18 protein-coding genes are annotated in these 19,957 nt (G+C 72.2%); 10 read left to right on the top strand and 8 right to left on the bottom strand.

The features are described from left to right. Positions 1–17 precede the first annotated feature (17 nt). On the bottom strand, positions 18–830 hold the full coding sequence (locus LUM46_RS22835; protein ID WP_274997331.1) for a TrmH family RNA methyltransferase: 813 nt from the start codon (positions 828–830) through the stop codon (positions 18–20). 117 nt (positions 831–947) lie between these two features. After that, positions 948–1,718, bottom strand: a complete 771-nt coding sequence (locus tag LUM46_RS22830; RefSeq protein WP_274997330.1) for an enoyl-CoA hydratase-related protein — start codon at positions 1,716–1,718, stop codon at positions 948–950. Between the two features lie 98 nt (positions 1,719–1,816). Between LUM46_RS22830 and LUM46_RS22825 the strand changes: the two genes are divergently transcribed. Next, complete coding sequence (locus LUM46_RS22825) at positions 1,817–2,992, top strand: acyl-CoA dehydrogenase family protein (RefSeq protein WP_274997329.1); 1,176 nt, start codon at positions 1,817–1,819, stop codon at positions 2,990–2,992. 71 nt (positions 2,993–3,063) lie between these two features. Here the strand turns inward: LUM46_RS22825 and LUM46_RS22820 are convergent, their stop codons facing one another. Then, entirely contained in the window at positions 3,064–3,693 is a 630-nt protein-coding gene (locus LUM46_RS22820) for a TetR/AcrR family transcriptional regulator (RefSeq protein ID WP_274997327.1), read from the bottom strand. A 186-nt stretch (positions 3,694–3,879) separates the two neighbouring features. Next, on the bottom strand, positions 3,880–5,280 hold the full coding sequence (gene melA / locus LUM46_RS22815; RefSeq protein WP_274997326.1) for an alpha-galactosidase: 1,401 nt from the start codon (positions 5,278–5,280) through the stop codon (positions 3,880–3,882). Between the two features lie 240 nt (positions 5,281–5,520). Between melA and LUM46_RS22810 the strand changes: the two genes are divergently transcribed. Beyond that, the gene (locus LUM46_RS22810) at positions 5,521–5,937 is read left to right on the top strand and encodes an ester cyclase (RefSeq protein WP_274997325.1); all 417 of its coding nucleotides are present in this window, start codon (positions 5,521–5,523) and stop codon (positions 5,935–5,937) included. On the opposite strand, the gene LUM46_RS22805 is transcribed toward LUM46_RS22810, so the two are convergent. Continuing rightward, complete coding sequence (locus tag LUM46_RS22805; protein ID WP_274997324.1) at positions 5,934–6,530, bottom strand: TetR/AcrR family transcriptional regulator; 597 nt, start codon at positions 6,528–6,530, stop codon at positions 5,934–5,936. The two genes, LUM46_RS22810 and LUM46_RS22805, sit on opposite strands and share 4 nt — an antisense overlap. 96 nt (positions 6,531–6,626) lie before the next feature. Between LUM46_RS22805 and LUM46_RS22800 the strand changes: the two genes are divergently transcribed. Then, the gene (locus tag LUM46_RS22800) at positions 6,627–7,499 is read left to right on the top strand and encodes a helix-turn-helix domain-containing protein (protein WP_274997323.1); all 873 of its coding nucleotides are present in this window, start codon (positions 6,627–6,629) and stop codon (positions 7,497–7,499) included. Positions 7,500–7,770: 271 nt separating this feature from the next. On the opposite strand, the gene LUM46_RS22795 is transcribed toward LUM46_RS22800, so the two are convergent. Then, positions 7,771–9,534, bottom strand: a complete 1,764-nt coding sequence (locus tag LUM46_RS22795; RefSeq protein WP_274997322.1) for an HNH endonuclease signature motif containing protein — start codon at positions 9,532–9,534, stop codon at positions 7,771–7,773. A 236-nt stretch (positions 9,535–9,770) separates the two neighbouring features. Here LUM46_RS22795 and LUM46_RS22790 point away from each other — a divergent pair, with 236 nt between their 5' ends. From LUM46_RS22790 to fgd, 4 genes are read left to right on the top strand one after another with little or no spacing between them, the layout of a single operon-like run. After that, positions 9,771–11,321: a carboxyl transferase domain-containing protein gene (locus LUM46_RS22790; protein ID WP_374726980.1), complete on the top strand. Its 1,551-nt coding sequence runs from the start codon at positions 9,771–9,773 to the stop codon at positions 11,319–11,321. Positions 11,322–11,326: 5 nt separating this feature from the next. Continuing rightward, the gene (locus LUM46_RS22785; RefSeq protein WP_274997319.1) at positions 11,327–13,393 is read left to right on the top strand and encodes an ATP-binding protein; all 2,067 of its coding nucleotides are present in this window, start codon (positions 11,327–11,329) and stop codon (positions 13,391–13,393) included. Beyond that, positions 13,386–14,339, top strand: a complete 954-nt coding sequence (locus LUM46_RS22780) for a hydroxymethylglutaryl-CoA lyase (protein ID WP_274997317.1) — start codon at positions 13,386–13,388, stop codon at positions 14,337–14,339. Before LUM46_RS22785 ends, LUM46_RS22780 begins: the two co-directional genes overlap by 8 nt. A gap of 10 nt (positions 14,340–14,349) precedes the next feature. Continuing rightward, positions 14,350–15,351 carry a glucose-6-phosphate dehydrogenase (coenzyme-F420) gene (gene fgd / locus LUM46_RS22775; protein WP_274997316.1) on the top strand — a complete coding sequence of 334 codons (1,002 nt, stop codon included), beginning with the start codon at positions 14,350–14,352 and terminating at the stop codon, positions 15,349–15,351. A gap of 33 nt (positions 15,352–15,384) precedes the next feature. Here the strand turns inward: fgd and LUM46_RS22770 are convergent, their stop codons facing one another. Both LUM46_RS22770 and LUM46_RS22765 read right to left on the bottom strand, forming a co-directional pair. After that, positions 15,385–16,038, bottom strand: coding sequence for a response regulator transcription factor (locus LUM46_RS22770; RefSeq protein WP_274997315.1), 654 nt, complete (start codon positions 16,036–16,038; stop codon positions 15,385–15,387). 5 nt (positions 16,039–16,043) lie between these two features. After that, positions 16,044–17,186: a sensor histidine kinase gene (locus LUM46_RS22765; RefSeq protein ID WP_274997314.1), complete on the bottom strand. Its 1,143-nt coding sequence runs from the start codon at positions 17,184–17,186 to the stop codon at positions 16,044–16,046. A gap of 118 nt (positions 17,187–17,304) precedes the next feature. Here LUM46_RS22765 and LUM46_RS22760 point away from each other — a divergent pair, with 118 nt between their 5' ends. Genes LUM46_RS22760 through LUM46_RS22750 form a run of 3 tightly spaced genes read left to right on the top strand, consistent with a single transcriptional unit; the run spans position 17,305 to position 19,945 of the window. Continuing rightward, positions 17,305–17,733, top strand: coding sequence for a hypothetical protein (locus tag LUM46_RS22760; RefSeq protein WP_274997313.1), 429 nt, complete (start codon positions 17,305–17,307; stop codon positions 17,731–17,733). After that, positions 17,730–19,235, top strand: coding sequence for a multicopper oxidase family protein (locus LUM46_RS22755; protein ID WP_274997312.1), 1,506 nt, complete (start codon positions 17,730–17,732; stop codon positions 19,233–19,235). Before LUM46_RS22760 ends, LUM46_RS22755 begins: the two co-directional genes overlap by 4 nt. Before the next feature lie 20 nt (positions 19,236–19,255). Then, positions 19,256–19,945, top strand: a complete 690-nt coding sequence (locus LUM46_RS22750; RefSeq protein ID WP_274997311.1) for an HAD hydrolase-like protein — start codon at positions 19,256–19,258, stop codon at positions 19,943–19,945. The last annotated feature ends 12 nt before the right edge of the window (positions 19,946–19,957 follow it).

The raw sequence follows: 19,957 nt of genomic DNA, 5'->3' as shown, positions 1-19,957 counted from the left end.
CCGCTTTCGCCCTGGTTCTACTTCGCCAGGCGTTGGCGGCGGGCCTCGTAGAGCACGACCGTCGCCGCGTTCGCCGCGTTGAGCGAGCTGGCCGAGCCCGTCATCGGGATGCTCAGCGTGACGTCCGCGGCGTCGAGCCACGCGCGGGTCAGCCCGGCGGTCTCGCTGCCGACCAGGAGCAGGACCGGCTGGGTCAGGTCGAACGCGGAGACGTCGGCGTCGCCGTGCTCGTCCGTCGCGACGACCACGAGGGGGAGCCCGGCGGCGCGGTGCTCCTCGACCCACGTCATGACCTCCGCCGACGAGGGCGCCCGCACCACGGGCGTCGCGAAGAACGAGCCGGTCGTGGCGCGCACGGCCTTGGGATCGTAGGCGTCGGCGGCGTGCCCGGTCGTGATCACGCCGTCGGCGCCGAACGCGTCGGCGGACCGGATGACCGCGCCGATGTTGCCCGGCTGGGTGGGGCGGTCGAACACCACCCCGAGGAAGTCCGGGCCCGCCTCGATACGGTCCAGCTCGTCCGGCCGCATCGCGACCACGGCCAGCAGCTCGGCCTCGTCCTTCTCGGCGAGCTCCGCCAGCAGGTCGGGCGACATCTTGACGTGCTCGACGTGCGGATGGGCCGCGAGCAGGTCCCTCGCCCACTGCGAGAGCCGGCGCTCGGCGTCGAACACGAGGGCGCGGACCTGCCAGCCGTGCTCGACCGCCATGGTGATGGGCCGCACGCCCTGCACCACGAACTCGGCGGCGCGGTGCCGCTTGTTGCGGTTGGTGAGCAGCGTCTGCAGCTGCTGGAAGCGGGTGTTTCGGGACGAGACTCGGGTGACCACCCACCCATCCAACACCGTTCGCACGCTCCCGCCGCATCGGGGAGCGCGCGGCGGCTCCGACAGGCGGCACCGACGGGCAGTTCGGACCGGCCGTTCGGGCAGGTGGCTCGGAACCGCTCAGCGCCGCAGCAGCCGCTCCATCGCAGCCCGTGCGCGCTCGGAGCCGAACAGCTCGGCGGAGCCGGTCACGGCCTCGTCGACCCGGGCGTCGAACCGGGTCAGGACGTCGGCGTTGAGCAGCTCCTTGGTCGCCCTCAGCCCCTGCGGGTCGCCTGCGGCCAGCTCGGTGAGGACGGCGTCGACCGCCCGGTCGAGGTCACCGGGCGGGACGGCCTGCGTCACCAGCCCCCAGGCGGCGGCCTCGGCGGCGGTGAACGGCGCCCCGGTGAGGAAGGTGCGCGACGCCGCCCGCGGCGTCATCCGCGGCAGCACCGTCAGGGAGATGACGGCGGGCGCGAGCGCGAGGCGGGCCTCCGTGAAGGCGTAGGTGACCTCGTCGGAGCTGATCGCGACGTCGCACGCCGCCACCAGGCCGATCCCGCCCGCGCGGACCGGCCCGTGCACCCGCGCCACGACGGGCTTGGGCAGCGCGAGCACCGTGCGCAGCACCTCGGCGAGCCGGCGCGCGGAGTCGGTCATGCCGTCGCGCAGGGCCTCGGTGAGGTCCGCCCCCGAGCAGAACGCGGAGCCGCTCGCGCCCAGCACCACCGCGTGGACGTCGCCGATCGCCGCGCGGTCCAGCGCGGCCCGGAGCTGGTCGAGCAGGGCCGCCGAGAGGGCATTGCGCCGCTCGGGCGCGTCGAGGGTGATCCGGGCGTACGGCACGGACGACCCGTCGGGGCCGTCGAGCTCGACGACCTCGTACACGACCTGGTTCTGGCTGGGCATCGGTATGTCCTCCTGGCAGGGCCTCGCACGCTCGACCGGTGAGCGCGGTCCGGCGCGCATCTAGCGCGTCGGGGTTAATGGTGGTTAACCTCAGTGACATGCGCAACATGCATCCACCAGAGAACCCGGAGCACACCAAGCTCCGGGACGCGGTACGGGACTTCGCCGACCGCGAGATCGCGCCCCACATCGGCCGATGGGACAGGGAAAGCCGCCTGCCCGTCGAGCTGGTGCACCAGATGGGGGAGCTGGGCCTGTTCGGCCTGACTGCCCCGGAGGAATACGGAGGGTCCGACCTCGGGCTCACCGGGCTCAGCATCGCCGTCGAGGAGATCGGCCGCGTGGACCAGTCCGTCGGCATCACGCTCGGGGCCGGCGTCGGCCTCGGGGTCGGCACCCTGCTGGCCTACGGAACCGACGAGCAGAAGGACACCTGGCTGCCCGACCTCGTCGCCGGCCGCACCCTCGGCGCGTTCGGCCTCACCGAGCCGGGCGCGGGCAGCGACGCCAACGCCATGTCGACCACCGCCGAGCTCGTCGACGGGCAGTGGGTCATCAACGGTGCCAAGCAGTTCATCACCAACTCGGGAACGCCGATCACCAGCGTCTGCACCGTCGCGGCGCGCACCGGCACCCTGTCGGACGGCCGGCCCGAGCTCAGCGCCATCGTCGTGCCGACCGGCACGCCGGGGTTCATCGTCGAGCCCCTGCACGACAAGATGAGCTGGCGCGCCGTGGACACCCACGCGCTGCGGTTCGAGGACGTCCGCGTCCCCGAGGCGAACCTGCTGGGCCAGCGGGGCAACGGCTTCAAGCAGCTCATGATCTGCCTCAACACCGGCCGGGTCGCCGTCGCGGCGCTCGCCACCGGCTGCATCCAGGCGATGCGCGACCTGGCCGTGGAGCACGCCGCTGTGCGCCCCACGTTCGGCGGGCCGATCGGCCGCAAGCAGGGCGTCGCCTTCCAGGTCGCGGACCTCGAGGTGATGCTCCAGGCCAGCCGGGCGCTCACCTACCGGGCCGCCGCGATGAAGGACGAGGGCGCGCCGCTCGACGAGTTCCGCAGGGCGTCGTCGGTCGCCAAGCTCTACGCCACGGAGTCCGCCGTCACCGCCACGCGCATCGCCGCGCAGGTGTTCGGTGGCTACGGCGTCATGGAGGACGGGCCCATCGCCCGCTTCTACCGTGACGCCAAGGTGCTGGAGATCGGCGAGGGCACCTCCGAGCTCCAGCGGATGCTCATCGCGAGGGGTCTGGGCCTCCCGGTCGAGTGACCCGCTGACGGAACCGTTGAGTGCTGGATATTTGCGCTCCTGAGCGCTTCGAAGGGGCGAATATCCAGCACTCAACGGTCGGAGAGCAGGGCCGCGCACGCCATGCGGGTCAGCAGGGAGCGCATGGCGCCCCGGCTGATGCGTGCGCTGTGGGGCGTCGAGTTGAGCAGACCGAAGGCGGCCTGCACGGCGGCCCGCGCCTCGGCCGGGCCGAGGTCGGGGCGCAGCGGACGCAGCGCGTCGCACCACACGTCGACATAGGCCAGCTGGCGCTTGCGGACCTGCGCCTGAGCGTCCGCGCCGAGCGCGCTCCACTCCCGCTCCTGCACGACGATCAGGGCCGGGTTGTCGAGCGCGAAGTCGGCGTGCCGGGCGATCAGCGCCTCCAGCGCGGCTGTGGCTGATTGACCGGCCGCGGCTGATTGACCGGCCGCGGCTGGTTGGCCGGCCGCGGCCGGCGGTCCGACGGCGGAGCCCGCACCGCCGTCGGACAGCAGCTCGCGTGCCCCCGCGAGGAGCTGGTCGGAGGCGTGCAGCAGGCACTGCCCGAGGATGTCCTCCTTGCCCGCGAAGTGCTTGTACAGGGCGGGGCCGGAGACGCCGACGGCGGCGCCGATGTCTCCCATGGAGACGCCGTGGAAACCACGGGCGGCGAACAGGTCGGCTGCCGTGCTCAGGATCTGCTGCCGGCGCGGGGTCACGAAGGCAGTCTAGGAGCGGGGCCCCGGCGTACGGGCCGGAAACCGCGAGCTGGACAGCCCGCCGGCAGATCTGCACGAGGATCTTCGTGCCGCTGTCCGGCTCCGGCTATCTGATGCCGGCGCTCGGCAGGACAGCGGTCGGCCCGGACCGGCCCCGGGCTCCGTCGCCCGGGGCACTGCGGACGCTCAGCCCACCAGCGCCGGCCGCGAGGTGCCCGACAGGAGCGCGTCCGGCAGCAGCGCGGCGTGCGCGGCGAGCAGCTCGTCGGTCATCGCGCGGATCTGCTCCAGCGTGCAGTGCGCCGAGGTCAGCGGGTCCATGGCCACCGCGTGGTGCACGTGCTCGACGTCACCGGTCAGCGCCGCGCGCACCGCGAGCGTCTGGACGTTCACGTTCGTGCGGTTGATCGCCGCGAGCTGTGGCGGCAGGTCCCCGACGCTCGTCGGCTGCACACCGTTCGCGTCGACCAGGCACGCCACCTCCACGCACGCGTCGTCCGGCAGGTTCGTGATCACCCGGCCCGCGTTCGGCACGTTCCCGTACACCACCGCAGGCACGCCGGTCACCACCGCGTTCACGATGGACGCCCCGTACTCGACCGACGGGCTCAGGTCCGCCCTGAGCCGCTCCAGCTGCTCGTCGACGTCGCCCTGCTCGTCGTGCGCCGCGCAGATCTCGTAGTAGTCCCACCGCTCCGGGATGTACTCCAGGACCGTCTCGGCGTCCTTGCGGAAGTACGGCACGTACTCCGACGCGTGATGGCTCGACTCCGTCTCGAAGTAGCCGAAGTGGTTCATCAGCGTGGTGCGGACCTGCTCGTTGCCACCCTCGTAGTTGCTGGCCGCCAGCGCCTCCTCGGAGTGGTCCCCGCCGTCCGGCACCAGGTCCGCCGCGGCACGGCCCCGCCGGTGCCGCTCCGTCATGACCTCGCGCAGCCGCGGGTACAGGTCCTCCTGGCCGTGCCGGAACTCCAGCACCCACGCCTGATGGTTGATGCCCGCACAGCGGTACGACACCTCGTCGTACGGCACACCCAGCGTCCGCGCCAGCATCCGCGTGGTGCCCTGGACGCTGTGGCACAGGCCCACGGTGCGCAGCCCCAGCGCGTTCAGGTAGGCCGTCGCCATCGCCATCGGGTTCGCATAGTTGATGAACTGCGCGTCCGGGCACAGCTTCAGCGCATCGGCGGCGATGTCCTGGTAGGCCCGCACCGAGCGCAGGAACCGGAACACACCACCCGGACCGACCGTGTCGCCCACCGTCTGGTCGACGCCGTACCGCCGCGGGATCTCGACGTCGTGCCGGTACGACTCCACACCACCCACCTGGAACGTGATGATGACGAAGTCCGCGTCCCGCAACGCCTCGCGCCGGTCCGTCGTCTGCTCCACCACCGTCGGCAGGCCATGGTGCGCCACCAGCTCTCGGGTGGCCGTCGCCACCCGGTCCAGACGTCCCGCGTCCAGGTCCATCAGGCTGAGCGTCGCACCCCGCAGGGCCGGAAAGCTGAGCAGGTCGCCGACGAGGCGGAACGGGAAGACGAAACCGCCCGCGCCGATGATCGTGATCTTCGGGGAATGAGCCATGCTGCGAAGTTAGGCCCGAGAAAGATGGTGGCACCTCCGGCTGCGTGCCCCGACTGTCCGGGATCCTTCGATCGTGCGTCCGTGTCGCACAGCGTGGACGATTTCTGTACTGGCTGGAATATAAAGAGGCGGGTCAAGGTTGCAGCCACAGCGACGGCCGCCACGGCGAGTCCGGGGAGGACGTCGCGGCCCATCACGATCGCGGTACACGATCCCGACCTGGGAGAGAAGGAGGCCACCATGGCCACGTCCGAGTCCGAGGTGCGCGAGGTCTTCGAGCGCTACATCGAAGCGCTCAACGCGCACGACTTCGACCGCGCGACCGAGTTCGTCCACGACGAGCTGGTCGAGAACGGCAAGCCGGTCACGCGAGACCACATCCTCGCCGAGCTGAGGGGGCACGGTGACTCCGTGCCGGACTTCACCTGGCGCGTCCAGGACGTCGCCATCGACGGGGACCGCGTCGCCGCCCGCCTCTACAACAAGGGCACCCACACCAAGGAGTGGCTCGGGGTGGCTCCCACCGGTGCCACGCTGGAGTTCGCCGAGTACTCCTTCCACAAGGTCCGCGACGGGCGCTTCTACGAGATGAACTACCTCATCGACGCCCAGGCCGTCCAGGCACAGCTGCGTGTGCCGCGCACCGAGGGCGGCTAGGCGAACGGCCGGAAAGCCGCCAGGGCGTGCTCGGCGATGCGAGACAGCTGAGCACGAGTCGCGCCGTTGCCGGCCTGGATGGCCTGGCCGCTGGTGACCGTCAGCAGGTACCTTGCCAGGTCATCCGGGTCCGCGGTCGTCGGGAGATCGCCGTCCGTGACGGCTTGCTCGAAGCGTGCCGCGAGGCGCGCCTCGACGTCGACCCGGACCGACCTGAGGAACTCGACGATCGGCTGGTCGGCCCGTGAGCCGGAGACCCCACCCTGCACGGTCAGACAGCCGGGCGGCCGGGCCGGGTTGGTGATGGTGCGAATGTTGCCGTGGAGGTAGTGCGTGGCCACGGAGAACGCCGTGGGCTCGGCCAGCGCCGTCTCGACATAGCGCATGTCGACCTGCGCGTACCGCGTCACGGCCGCCTTGAACGTCGCTTCCTTGTCGCCGAACGCGGCATAGAGGCTCGGGCGGCCGATGCCCATCGCTGTGGTCAGGTCGTCGAGGGTGGTCCCCTCGTACCCCTGTCGCCAGAAGACCTGGATGGCGGCGTCGAGTGCCTCGTCGACGTCGAACTCCCGCGGCCTACCTCTGCCCGCCATGCGGCGCCACCTGTCCTTCCGTCGGCCAGCGAAAACTTTACGCCCCGACGCGGCCAGAGAGCGCCGTCGTCGTGGGCAGCCCCTATGCTCCCGCCCATGGCGCTCGCGGACGACGAGGTGGAGCTGGCCGAACCTGCTCTGTGGGTGCGCCAGGGTGCGCCGCCGGTGATGCGGCGGCCGCACCGGCACGACGACCTGGAGCTCAACCTCGTGCACGCAGGGCGGCTCGACTACCTCTTCGGCGGCTCGTACCTGCGGGTCGAGGCGGGGGAGGTGGCGCTGTTCTGGGGTGGCACGCCGCACCAGCTCGTGGACCCGGGCGCTACGCCTACCGACGTGTCGTGGGTGCACATCCCGCTCACGGAGGTGCTGAGCTGGACGCTGCCCGCCGAGCAGGTGGCGGTGCTGCTGCGTGCGTGGCTCGTCGTCGTGCCGGCCACCGCCCTGGTGCGCGACGTCGCGGCCCTCTTCACGAGCTGGCACCACGACGTGCTGGACGGCGGCCACAGCACGGTGGTCATGCTGGAGGCCCAGGCGTTCGTGCGCAGGGTCCTGGCGGGCGTCGCCCAGGACGGCTCGGACCGCGGCCGGGGCCCGGGCCGGGGCCGGGGTCCGACGGCGGAGCCCGTGTCGGCGCCGCAGTCCGGCGCAGCCGGGCGCGCCGCGGAGATGGCGCAGTTCGTGGCGGAGCACTACCGCTCGCCGATCACCGCGTCCGACGTGGCCCGGGCCGTCCACCTGAGCCCGAGCCACGCGATGACGCTCTTCAAGCGGGTGGTCGGCACCACCGTCGGCACGTACATCGCACGCTGCCGGGTGGCGGAGGCACAGCGGCTGCTCATCACGTCGGACCGCACCACCGCTGAGATCGCGCACGCGGCAGGGTTCACCGCGCAGAGCAGCTTCTACGACACCTTCCGGCAGGTGTGCGGCGTCGCGCCGGGCGACTACCGCCGCAGCTTCCGCTGATGCTCCACCCCATAGAGCGCGACGTCTCGCACGTGACCGACTCGCCCGCCCTGCCGGCCGGGCCGCAGGCCGAGCTCGCGTGGGCGCTCGCCGTCCAGCTTCTGCACGACAAAGCGATCCTCTACGTCTTCGACGAGGGCTGCACGGGCCTGTACAACGCGATCGTCGACGACGAGCTGCTCACCCCGATCGGTTTCGTCCCCGCCCGCCCGGCCGGCCCGGGCCCGCCGGGTCTGTCGGACGCTCCTGGCGGCGAGGTGAGCTGGGCGGGTCAGGCGGCTTCGGCTTGGGGTGGGGCTTCGATGGGTTCGGGCAGGGTGATGCGGTGTCCGCGGGCGTCGGTGAAGGCCCACCCGGTCTCGATCAGGGCACCCGGGACGGTGCCGCCCGTGGTGGTGCCCGTGTCGGTGGGTTTGCCGGTCCAGTGCATGGTGATGCCTTGGGTGTCGACGAGCTGGTGGTGGTACCAGCACAACAACGCACTGTTGGACACGGAGGTGTTTCCGCCGTGGGCCCAGTGAGTGATCGCGTGGTGGACCTCGCACCGTGATGGTGGCTGGTCGCATCCGGGGAAGACGCAGTGGCGGTCTCTGGCGATCACCGCTCGCCGCATCTGCCCGCTCACCGTCCGCTGTGCCCGGCCGACGTCCAGGACGGCGCCGTCGGGTCCGAACACGACCCGAGTGACCGCACTGTCGCAGGCCAGACGGCGCAGCAGTGCTCGTGGTGCGCGGTCACCGGTCTCGGTGAACACGGGGCCACCACCGGACAGCAGTCCGGACACCGTCAGGGCGCCCGCTGGGCCTCCAGTTGCTGGGCCTCTAGTTGCTGTGCCTGCGGCTGGCGGGTCTGCGTTTGTCGGAGCCAGACCCGTGCTCGTGCCCGTTGCACCTGCACCTATGTCCGTGCGCGAGCCCGTGCTCGGTGCTCCTGTGCCCGTCGTGCGGCCTGGTGCGGTTTGTCCGCAGGTCAGGCAGAGGCCTTCGCGGGTGCGGGTGGCCTGGGCGATCAGCTCGGTCCAGGACACCGTGACGTTCAGGTGGGGTGGGATCGCCGCACCCGGGGAGGCCTGGTTGGTGTCCAGGACGATCCGGGCGACGTCGGCCAGGCCCTGTGCGCGGCGTTGTGTCGAGGTGCGGGTGTCTTCCGCTGAGGGGGCGCCGATGATCGCGTTGATCGCTGCGGTGACCAGGAGGCCGTGTTCGTCGGTCAGGAAGCCTGCGAGGTGGTAGCCGCCGAAGGTTTTGGCCAGGTCGAGGAACTCGCCCAGGGCTGCCTTGTCGTCGTCGGTGTCGTCGGTGTCGGGGTCGGTGATCGTCGCGAACCGGCGTGCCACGATCCGGAACTGGTCCGCGTTCAACGAACCCGCCTCCCGCAGGACCAGACCCTCACCCGTGACCAAGGCGCCCTCGGTGACCGCGTCCTCCAACACTCGCGTGATGAGCTGACGGGTGTGCTCCCCGTCCGGGTCCTGGGCCGGGTCAGGAAAGTCCACGGGCACGGTCTGCACGAACGCCTCCGGGGTCGTCCGCTCACCCGTGCGGGTGTCGATCAGCCACGCCAACGCATCCGTGCGGGTCTCGCTGGTCGGTGCGACCTTGGTCATCACACGGGCATGGTCGATCCCGAGGGTGCCGTCGACCAGCCGCTCCCGCGTCCCAGGCAGCGCCGTTGCCAGGCGGCGGGCCATCGTCATGTCCTTACCCGCTGTCGTCGCCGAGATGCCTTCTCGGATCCGCAGCCAGGTGGTGAACGCGCGGGCCATCCCGCCCGAGCGCCAGGACCCGTCCGCTTCGATCCGGGACAGCAGGGTGTATCGCACGCCGTCGAGGCGGCCGGTCAGTGCACGGATCCGGGTGTGTGCCTCCATCAGCCGGCCCATGGTCGGGGCGTCCCACCCGTCCAACACCTCCGGATCGGTCAGGACCGCGAGCTCGTCCATCACATTCTCGAACCGGGCCAGCGTCTCCTCGATCGACTCGCCCGGGGGCAGGGCAGGGCCGGGAACACCATCCGTCGACGTCGACTGCTCCACCGGACCCCACCCCCCTCGCCGCCTCTAGTTCTCACGTCCTCGCTGCATCTATTATGTCGAACGCTCGTACGCATCGCATGCCCAAGATCGAATCTGTGGATAACTTTTGGCCCCTTCGATCCCGGCTATCAAGCCGGTCGCGCTGCCGTCACCGCCCCCCACCCCACGCCACAACCCAGGCCTCGCCATCCGCCCAGGGGTTAACGATCATTAACCGGCCGACTATGCTGCGACACGTGGCCATCAACACTGGTGTTGGAACGGATCTGCGCACCCTCACGGAGCAGCTGCGCGAACGGCTGGCGCGTGTGCGCGAGGGCGGGTCGCCCGCGGCACGCGAGAAGCACACGGCTCGCGGCAAGCTGCTCGCGCGCGACCGGGTGGACCGGTTGCTCGACCCGGGCAGCGCGTTCCTGGAGATCGGCGCCCTGGCGGCGTACGACATGTACGGGGGCGAGTGGGCGGTGCCCAGCGCCGGGATCGTCACCGGCATCGGCCGGGTCGCCGGGCGTGAGTGCGTGATCGTCGCGAATGACGCGACGGTCAAGGGCGGCACCTACTATCCGATGACGGTCAAGAAGCACCTGCGCGCGCAGCAGGTCGCCGCCGAGAACCACCTGCCGTGCATCTATCTCGTGGACTCCGGCGGCGCGTACCTGCCCATGCAGGACGAGGTGTTCCCGGACCGCGAGCACTTCGGGCGCATCTTCTACAACCAGGCGAACCTGTCCGCCCGGGGCATCCCGCAGGTCGCCTCCGTCATGGGATCCTGCACCGCGGGCGGCGCGTACGTCCCCGCGATGAGCGACGAGGCGGTCATCGTGCGCGACGAGGGCACGATCTTCCTCGGCGGCCCCCCTCTGGTGCAGGCCGCCACGGGAGAGGTCGTGACGGCGGAGGAGCTCGGCGGCGGCCTGGTGCACACCACCACGTCGGGCGTCGCGGACCATCTGGCCGACGACGACGCGCACGCGCTGCGTATCGTCCGCGAGATCATCGCCACCACCCGGGCCGGCGTGCCCAGCCTGGACCGGGTGGTGCCCGAGGAACCGGAGCTCGATCCCGACGGGCTGTACGACGTCCCCGCCGACCCTCGCACCCCCTACGACGTGCGCGACGTGATCCGGCGCATCGTCGACGGCTCCCAGCTGACCGAGTTCAAGGCGCGGTACGGCGAGACGCTGGTCTGCGCCTTCGCCCGCATCGACGGCTACCAGGTGGGCATCGTCGCGAACAACGGCATCCTGTTCTCCGAGTCGGCGCTCAAGGGCGCCCACTTCGTCCAGCTGTGCGACCAGCGGCGCATCCCGCTCGTGTTCCTGCAGAACATCGCGGGCTTCATGGTCGGCAAGGAGTACGAGCACCGCGGCATCGCCAAGGACGGCGCCAAGCTGGTCACCGCCGTGGCCTGCACCTCGGTGCCACGGTTCACGGTGGTGCTCGGCGGCTCGTTCGGCGCCGGGAACTATGGCATGAGCGGCCGTGCCTACGACCCCCGGTTCCTCTGGATGTGGCCCGGCGCCCGCATCTCGGTCATGGGCGGTGAGCAGGCGGCATCGGTCCTGGCGACCGTGCAGCGTGACCTGGCACCCGAGGACGTCGAGGCCTTCAAGGACCCGATCCGCGCCCAGTACGAGAACCAGGGCAACCCCTACTACGCCACCGCCCGTCTCTGGGACGACGGCGTGATCGACCCCGCCGACACCCGCCGCGTCCTGGCCCTCGGCCTCGCCGCGGCGGCCAACGCCCCGATCACCGAGCCGTCCTACGGCATCTTCCGGATGTGACCGACATGCCTGCACCGATCCACACCCTCCTCATCGCCAACCGTGGCGAGATCGCCCTGCGGATCATCCGCACCGCCCGCCGCCTCGGTCTACGCACCGTCGCCGTCTACTCCGACGCCGACCGCGGCGCCCTGCACACCCGCGCCGCCGACGTCGCCGTGCGCATCGGGCCGACGCCGGCGGCCGAGTCCTACCTGTCGATCCCCGCGCTGCTCGCGGCCGCCAAGGAGACCGGCGCCGACGCCGTCCACCCCGGCTACGGGTTCTTGTCCGAGCAGGCGGACTTCGCGCGCGCCGTCGCCGGCGCCGGACTGACCTGGGTGGGGCCTTCGCCCGAGGCCATGGACGCCATGGGCCGCAAGGACACGGCCCGGAAGATCGCCGAGAAGGCGGGTGTCCCCGTGCTGCGGTCGCTCGGCGACGTCCGCGGTGGGAGGTTCGCCGCTCAGGGCAACCTTCCCTTCCCGCTCCTCGTCAAGGCCGCCGCGGGCGGTGGCGGCAAGGGCATGCGCATCGTGCGTGAGCAGGACGAGCTCGGTCCCGCGATCGCCGCCGCGGGCCGTGAGGCCGCCGCCGCGTTCGGTGACGACGCCCTGCTGCTGGAGCGCTACATCGAGCGGGGCAGGCACGTCGAGGTGCAGATCCTCGCCGACGAGCACGGCAACGTGCTGCACCTCCACGAGCGCGACTGCTCCGCCCAGCGCCGCCACCAGAAGGTCCTGGAGGAGGCGCCGGCGCCCGACCTCGACCCGGCCCTGCGCGACGCACTGCACACCTGGGCGGTCCGTCTCGCCCGCGAGGCCGGGTACACCGGCGTCGGGACGGCGGAGTTCCTGGTGGAGGTCGGGGGCCCGACCGGCCCGAGCGACGCAGACGCCTGGTTCCTCGAGATGAACACCCGCCTCCAGGTCGAGCACCCCGTCACCGAAGAGGTGGTCACCGTGCGCGGCGACCGCATCGACCTCGTCGCGCAGCAGCTCCGCGTCGCGGCGGGCGAGGAGCTGGGCTTCACCCAGGACGACGTCGCGGTGCACGGCCACGCGATCGAGGCGCGGATCTACGCCGAGGACGCGTTCGGCGGGTTCCTGCCGCAGGCCGGGACGGCGACGCGGGTGCGGTGGCCGGGGACCTCGACCGGCGGTGCCCCGACCGGCGGGGCGTCGGACGGCGGTGCCTCGACCGGCGGGCACAGCGTGCGCGTCGAGGCCGGCCTCGAGGACGGCACGGTGGTCCCCGCCGCCTACGACCCCATGGTCGGCAAGGTCATCGCGCGCGGCGCCGACCGGGAGACCGCCCGGCGCGGCCTCGTCGACGCCCTCGACGCGACGGCGATCGGCGGCCTGGTCACCAACACCGGGTTCGTGCGGGCGCTTGCCGACTCCGACGCGTTCCGCGACGGGGAGGTGCACACGGCGTGGCTGGACACCCATCCGTTGCCCGCCCCGGACCCGCGCCCGGCGATGGTGGCGGCGGCCTGGACCGTCGCGGCGGCGGCCACGGCCGACGGCGGCGACGGGTGGCGCCTCGGCGGGCCGCCCGCCGACACGTGGGTCGAGCTGGACGACGCGGTGCTCCGGGTGAGCGTCGCCCGGGGCGAGGTGCGCCGCGAGGGCGGGCCGCCGACGTCGTGCCGGGTCGTGGGCGGGGACGCGCCGGGAGACGTGCTCGGGGACGTGCACGGAGTGGCGGGGGACCTGCTGCTGGAGCTGGACGGCAGCACCGCGCGGTTCGCGGTGGACGTCGGCCCCCGGGCGGTGGAGGTGAGCACCCGCGGGCACACGTTCCGGTTCGTCCGGCCGGGCGCCTCCGGCCTCGGGGCGGCCGAGGTGTCCGACGGCGTGGTCCTCGCCGCGATGCCGGGCACGCTCGCCCGCGTCGAGGTGTCCGACGGCGACCCGGTGACCGCTGGGCAGCCGCTCGGCGTGCTGGAGGCCATGAAGATGGAGGTGGCGCTCCTCGCGCCGGCGGACGGCGTGGTGCGGGTCCGCGCCGCGGCGGGCGACCAGGTGGCGGCGCGGCAGGTGCTCTTCGGGGTGGGACCGGCGGACGAGCAGGAGGCGACAGATGGCTGAGCAGCTCCGCCACCCCCAGGTGGTGCCCGACCCGAGCCTGCCGGACCGGGTGACGATCTACGAGGTCGGCCCGCGCGACGGTCTGCAGAACGAGAAGGCGATCATCCCGACTGCGGTCAAGGTGGACCTGGTCGAGCGGCTGCTCGACGCGGGCCTGCCCTACGTCGAGGCCACGAGCCTGGTGCACCCGCGCTGGGTGCCCCAGCTCGCCGACGCCGAGGAGGTGCTCGCCGCGCTGGTGGACCGGCTCGGGGACCGGGCCCGCGACCTGCCGGTGCTCGTGCCGAACGAGCGGGGCCTCGAACGGGCCGACGACCTGGGGCTGCGGCACATCGCGGTCTTCGCCAGCGCCACCGACACCTTCGCTCGCCGCAACCTGAACCGTTCCCTGGACGAGCAGTGGGCGATGTTCGAGCCGGTCACGACGCGGGCCCGCGCGGCAGGGATGCGGGTGCGGGCGTACGTGTCGATGTGCTTCGGCGACCCGTGGGAGGGCGACGTGCCGTTGGACCAGGTGGTCGCGGCGGGCAAGCGGCTCATGGACCTCGGGGCGGAGCAGCTCTCGCTCGGCGACACCATCGGGGTCGGGACGCCGGGACACGTGGTGGCGCTCCTGGACGCGCTGAACGACGCCGGCCTGCCGGACGACGTCCTCGCGCTGCACGCCCACGACACCTACGGGCAGGCGCTCGGCAACGTCGCCGCCGCGCTCCGGCACGGGGTCACGACGTTCGACACGTCGGCGGGCGGTCTCGGCGGGTGCCCGTACGCGGGGTCAGCGACGGGCAACCTCGCCACCGAGGACCTGCTCTGGATGCTCGACGGGCTCGGGATCGACACGGGGGTGTCGATGCCGCGCCTGGTGGAGACGGGGACCTGGCTCGAGGGCCACGTGGGACGCCCGTCACCGAGCCGGGTGCTGCAGGCACTGCGCGATCGAGCGTAGGGTCACAGATGTGACTCTGAAGATTGGGTACAAGGCGTCCGCCGAGCAGTTCGGGCCGCGCGAGCTGGTTGAGCTCGCAGTACGCGCGGAGGAGGTGGGACTGGACAGCGCCATGGTCTCCGACCACTTCCTGCCGTGGCGCCACGAGGGCGGCCATGCGCCGTCGGCCCTCGCCTGGCTGGGTGCAGCGGGGGAGCGCACCTCGCGGATCCAGCTCGGCACGAGCGTGCTGACCCCGACGTTCCGCTACAACCCCGCCGTGATCGCGCAGACCTTCGCGAGCCTCGCCCTGCTGACCGAGAACCGTGTGATCCTCGGCGTCGGGACGGGCGAGGCCCTGAACGAGATCGCCGTCTCGGGCCGTGAGTGGCCCGAGTTCAAGGAGCGGTTCGCGCGGCTGCGCGAGGCCGTGCAGCTCATGCGAGCCCTCTGGACCGAGGACAGCGTCGACTTCAAGGGCGACTACTACGAGCTCGTCGGAGCCCAGATCTACGACCGGCCCGAGAACCCGGTGCCGGTCTACGTCGCCGCGGGCGGCCCGCTCGTCGCGAAGTACGCCGGCCGCGCCGGCGACGGCTTCATCTGCACCTCCGGCAAGGGCATGGACCTCTACACGGAGAAGCTCCTGCCCGCCGTCGCCGAGGGTGCTGCCAAGGCGGAGCGCTCCGCGGACGGCATCGACAAGATGATCGAGATCAAGATCTCCTACGACCGCGACGCCGCCACGGCCCTGGAGAACACCCGGTTCTGGGCGCCGCTCTCGCTCACGCCGGAGCAGAAGCACAGCGTCACCTCGGCCACCGAGATGGAGCAGCTCGCCGACGAGCTGCCGATCGAGCAGGTCGCGAAGCGCTGGATCGTCGCGTCCGACCCGGAGCAGGCCGTCGAGATGATCAAGCCCTACGTCGACGCCGGTCTGAACCACCTCGTGGTGCACGGCCCCGGCCAGGACCAGGAGCGGTTCCTCACCCAGTTCAGCGAGGACGTGCTGCCGCGCCTCAAGGAGCTCTGACCCGCCAGGGCGAGGGCCCAGGGCTCGTCCGGCTCACGGCCGGACGAGCCCTGTCTCGTAGGCGAGGATCACCAGCGCAGCACGGTCCCGCGCGCCGAGCTTGGCGAGCAGCCGGCTCACGTAGGTGCGTGCGGTGGCCGGGCTGAGGTAGAGCTCGCCGGCGATCTCGTCGTTCGTCAGGCCTCTGCCCAGCTGCTGCAGCACCTCGCGCTCGCGCTCGGTGAGCCCTGCGAGCCGGTGGTCGTCGGACCGGGGCGCCGGGTTCTCGGCGACGGCGCGCAGCACGGTGGCCGTCACGCCCGGGTCGAGCAGCGCCTCGCCGCCCGCGACCAGGCGGACGGCACGGCGCAGCTCGGCCGGCGCGACGTCCTTGAGCAGATAGCCCGCGGCACCGGAGCGGATGGCCTCGAACACGTGCTCGTCCTCGTCGAACGTGGTCAGGATCAGTACGCGCACGTCGGCGAGCGCGGGGTCGGCGACGATCTCCCGGGTGGCGGCCAGACCGTCCAGGCGCGGCATCCGGATGTCCATGAGCACCACGTCGGGCCGCAGCTCCCGCACGCGCGCCACTCCGGCGCGCCCGTCGTCGGCCTCTCCGACGACGGCGAGGTCGCCCTCGCTCTCGGCCAGCGCCCGCAGCCCGGCGCGCACGAGCTCCTGGTCGTCCACCAGCACGATGCGGATCATGGGCCTCACGTCTCCAGTCGCAGGGGCAGGTCGGCGGCCACGACGAACCCGCCGTCGGGCGCGTCGTGGGCCGCGAGGCTGCCGCCGAGCACGGCGACGCGCTCGCGCATCCCCGAGACGCCCGAGCCGGGCACGAGGACCGGCCCGGCGCCCCGGCCGTCGTCGGATACCCGGAGCACGAGGCGACCGCCGTCGACCCGGGCGCGGACCGCGACGCGCGTGGCTGCCGCATGCCGCAGCACGTTGGTCAGGGACTCCTGCACCACCCGGTAGGCGGCCGCGTCGATGGCGCCGTCCAGGGCGCCGTCCGGCACGTCGAGGTCGACGTCGACGGTGATCCCGGCCGCCCGTGCGGGCCGGGCCAGCGCGTCGACCCCCGCCAGACCGGTGGGCGCCACGGCGCCGCCCACGGGCCCGCGCAGCACCCGCACGGTGGAGCGCAGCTCGCGCAACGTGCCCGACGTCGCCTCGCGCACGTGCTCCAGCGCGCCGCGGGCCGCGTCGTCGTCCCGGCCCACGGCCTCCGCGGCGACACCGGAGTGCAGGGCGATCACCGACAGGTTGTGGCCCACGACGTCGTGCAGGTCGCGTGCGATGCGCAGGCGCTCCGCCTGCAGCCGCTGCTCGGCGGCCCACGCCTCGTGCGCCCGCACCTGGTGCGTCAGCCGGACGGCGACTCCGAGCGCTATCGCCGCCGCGACCAGTGCCAGGTTCGTGACCAGGTCGTACGGCGTCAGCTGGTCCTCGGTGTCGTTGCCGGTCACGCGGAAGTACGTGGAGACGGCGACCAGCGTGACACCCGCGCCGACCGCCCACCCGGTGTGCCGCATCTCCGCCGCCGAGTACAGCGCCGCCACCGCGGGCAGGGCCATTCCGATGGGCGCGAACCCGAGCGCGTAGTAGGCGAACACCGCCAGCACGGTGACGACCAGCACGGTGCGCGGCGCCGTCCGCCGGAACAGGACCAGCGCCCCGAACGCGGCGGCGAACAGGTACGCGCCCGCGCCGGTGCGCTGCACGGCGTCGGTGTCCACGGCGATGACAAGAGCGACCACCAGCGCCATGGCCAGGGCCAGGACGACGTCGGTCACACGGGGGTCGACGGTGCGCGGTGCGGCACTCTGCTCGGAGACACGGCGCTGGGACACACTGCCACCCTACGGAGGGCCCGGCCACAGGGCATCAGGGTCGGTGTCGCCTGGAGGCGACACCAGGAGACGATTCCGGGCCGATGTGCGGATGGCGACCAACGGGCACCGTCGAGGTATGACATCACCACAGCCTCCAGCCCAGAACTCGTCCCCCGGGCCGACGATCCCGTGGGCGGTCGTCGCCGGGCTCTCCGCCATGGCCCTGCTCTGGCCGCTGACCGGCCTCACCGGACTCTTCGGCACCGGCGCGCCCAGGGCCTTGACCATCATCGGTATCACCGCCGCCGTCTGGATCGCGGTGGTCGGTCTCGGCCGGGTACCTCGGCCAGTAGTCACCCTCACCCTGACTGGCGTGGCCTACGGGCTCGTCGTGATGCTGATCGGGCTGCTCGTGCCCGCACTCGGCGGCTTCGGCGGTCCCAGCGGGGCGGCATGGACCGTCATCCCGGAGCTCCTCATGAACGCGCTCTGGGGCGCGCTCGCCGGCCTGGCCGCGGCCGGCGTGCAGCAGCTGCGCGGAGCAGATCGCGGGGCGGACCGATGAGGCGCACCCTCGCCGCCCCCGTCGCCGCCTCGCTCGCGGCGTCGCTCGTGCTCGCGGGCTGCAGTGCCATCCCCGGATCGGTCACCTCGGTCGACGAGGCCGAGTTCACGAATGAGCTCGCGATCCCGCCGCTGGCACCCTCGCGGATGGTGGACGGCACGCGCGTCTTCTCCCTCGTCGCGCAGGAGGGCACCACTGAGTTCCGGCCCGGCGTCGAGACCCGCACCTGGGGTTACGACGGCTCCTACCTCGGACCGACGTTGCGCGCCGAACGCGGCGAGCGGGTCGCCGTCGAGGTCACCAACAACCTCGACCAGCCCACCAGCGTGCACTGGCACGGCATGCACCTGCCTGCCGCGATGGACGGCGGACCGCACCAGGAGTTCGGCCCCGGCGACACGTGGCGCCCCACCTGGGAGATCGACCAGCCCGCCGCCACCCTCTGGTACCACCCGCACCCGCACGGCACCACGGAGGAGCACGTCTACCGCGGCCTCGCCGGGATGTTCCTCCTGGACGACGACGCCTCGCGCGCCGCCACGCTGCCCGACACCTACGGCGTCGACGACATCCCCGTCGTCGTGCAGGACAAGGTCCTGGACCAGAACGGGCAGCTCGACCTGACCGACGACGGCGGTGAGCCCGGCATCCTCGGCAACGTCGTCATGACCAACGGCACGGTGGGCGCCTACCAGGACGTCACCACCGAACGGGTGCGGCTGCGCCTGCTCAACGGGTCGACGGCGCGCACCTACCAGCTCGGGTTCGAGGACCGGCAGATGGATCTCGTGGCCACCGACGGCGGCCTGCTCGAGGCCCCGCTCCGGCTCGACGACATCCGGCTCGCTCCCGGTGAGCGCGCCGATGTCGTCGTCACGATGGAACCGGGGGAGACCACCCGGCTGCACTCGGCCGAACCCGACCTCGGCAGCGTCGCGGCGCCGTTCGCGATGGGCGCCAACGACGCGTTCGACGTGCTCGAGCTGCGGGCCGCCGACGAGCTCGCACCCTCGCCCGAACCCGCGTGGGAGGAGTCGCAGCATGACCGGGCCGACGAGGTGCGCGAGGCCGACGCGACCGAGACCCGCCGGTTCGAGCTCGACGAGAACAGCATCAACGGCAAGAAGATGGACATGGGCCGCATCGACGAGGTGGCCGAAGTGGGCAGCACCGAGGTGTGGGAGGTGCGCAGCACCGTCCAGATCCCCCACACCTTCCACGTGCACGACGTGCAGTTCCGCGTGCTGAGCATCGACGGTGAGCCGCCGCCGCCCGAGCTCGCAGGCCCCAAGGACACCGTCTACCTCGAGTCCGGCCGCGACTACCGGCTCCTCATGCGGTTCGAGGACTACACCGACCCGGATATGCCGTACATGTACCACTGCCACATGCTGAAGCACGAGGACGGCGGCATGATGGGCCAGTTCGTCGTGGCCGAGCCAGGGCAAGAGGCAGGCGCCCCCGGTGGCTACGGCCCGGACGGGCACCAGGGCGACCACTGAACCTGTGGCACGCTCGGCGGGTGACTCTCTCGCTGCCCCGCCGCATCACGCACGTCCTGCTCGACCTCGACGGCACCCTCACCGACTCGGCCCCCGGCATCATCGCCTCGCTGCGTGTCGGGTTCGCCGACGCAGGGTTCGACGTCCCCACCGACACCGTCCTGCGGACCTTCGTCGGGCCGCCGCTGGGCGCGAGCATGACCGGGATCGGCCTGTCGGACGCCGACGCCGCCCTCGCGATCGCCGCCTACCGCCGCGACTTCGAGGTGCACGGCATGTTCGACAACTCCGTGGTTCCCGGGTTCCCGGAGGCGCTGGCGGAGCTGCGCGCGGCAGGGGTGACGCTCCTGGTCGCCACGGCCAAGCCCGAGCACTACGCACGGCAGATCGTGGAGCACTTCGGGCTCGACCAGTACCTGGAGGGCGGGCTGGACGGCGTCCACGGCGCCGCCGGTGAGGCGGCCGGTCTGGTGGAGGGCAAGGAGGTCGTCGTCGAGCGTGCGGTAGCGCACGCGCTGGCCCTCGGAGCCGACGTCGGACAGATCGTCATGGTGGGCGACCGCGAGCACGACGTGCACGCCGCGGCCCACCACGGCGTCCCGACCGTCGGCGTGACCTGGGGCTACGCGGCGCCCGGCGAGCTGGAGGCCGCCGGCGCCGTGGCGATCGCCGCGACGCCGGCGGAGCTGCGCAAGCTGCTCACGAGCTGACCCAGGTGCTGG

It is taken from the genome of Promicromonospora iranensis, assembly GCF_028994805.1.
Taxonomy (GTDB): Bacteria; Actinomycetota; Actinomycetes; order Actinomycetales; family Cellulomonadaceae; genus Promicromonospora; species Promicromonospora iranensis.
Note: the sequence above shows the minus strand (reverse complement) of the source record. Positions and strands in the feature narration are given on the sequence as shown.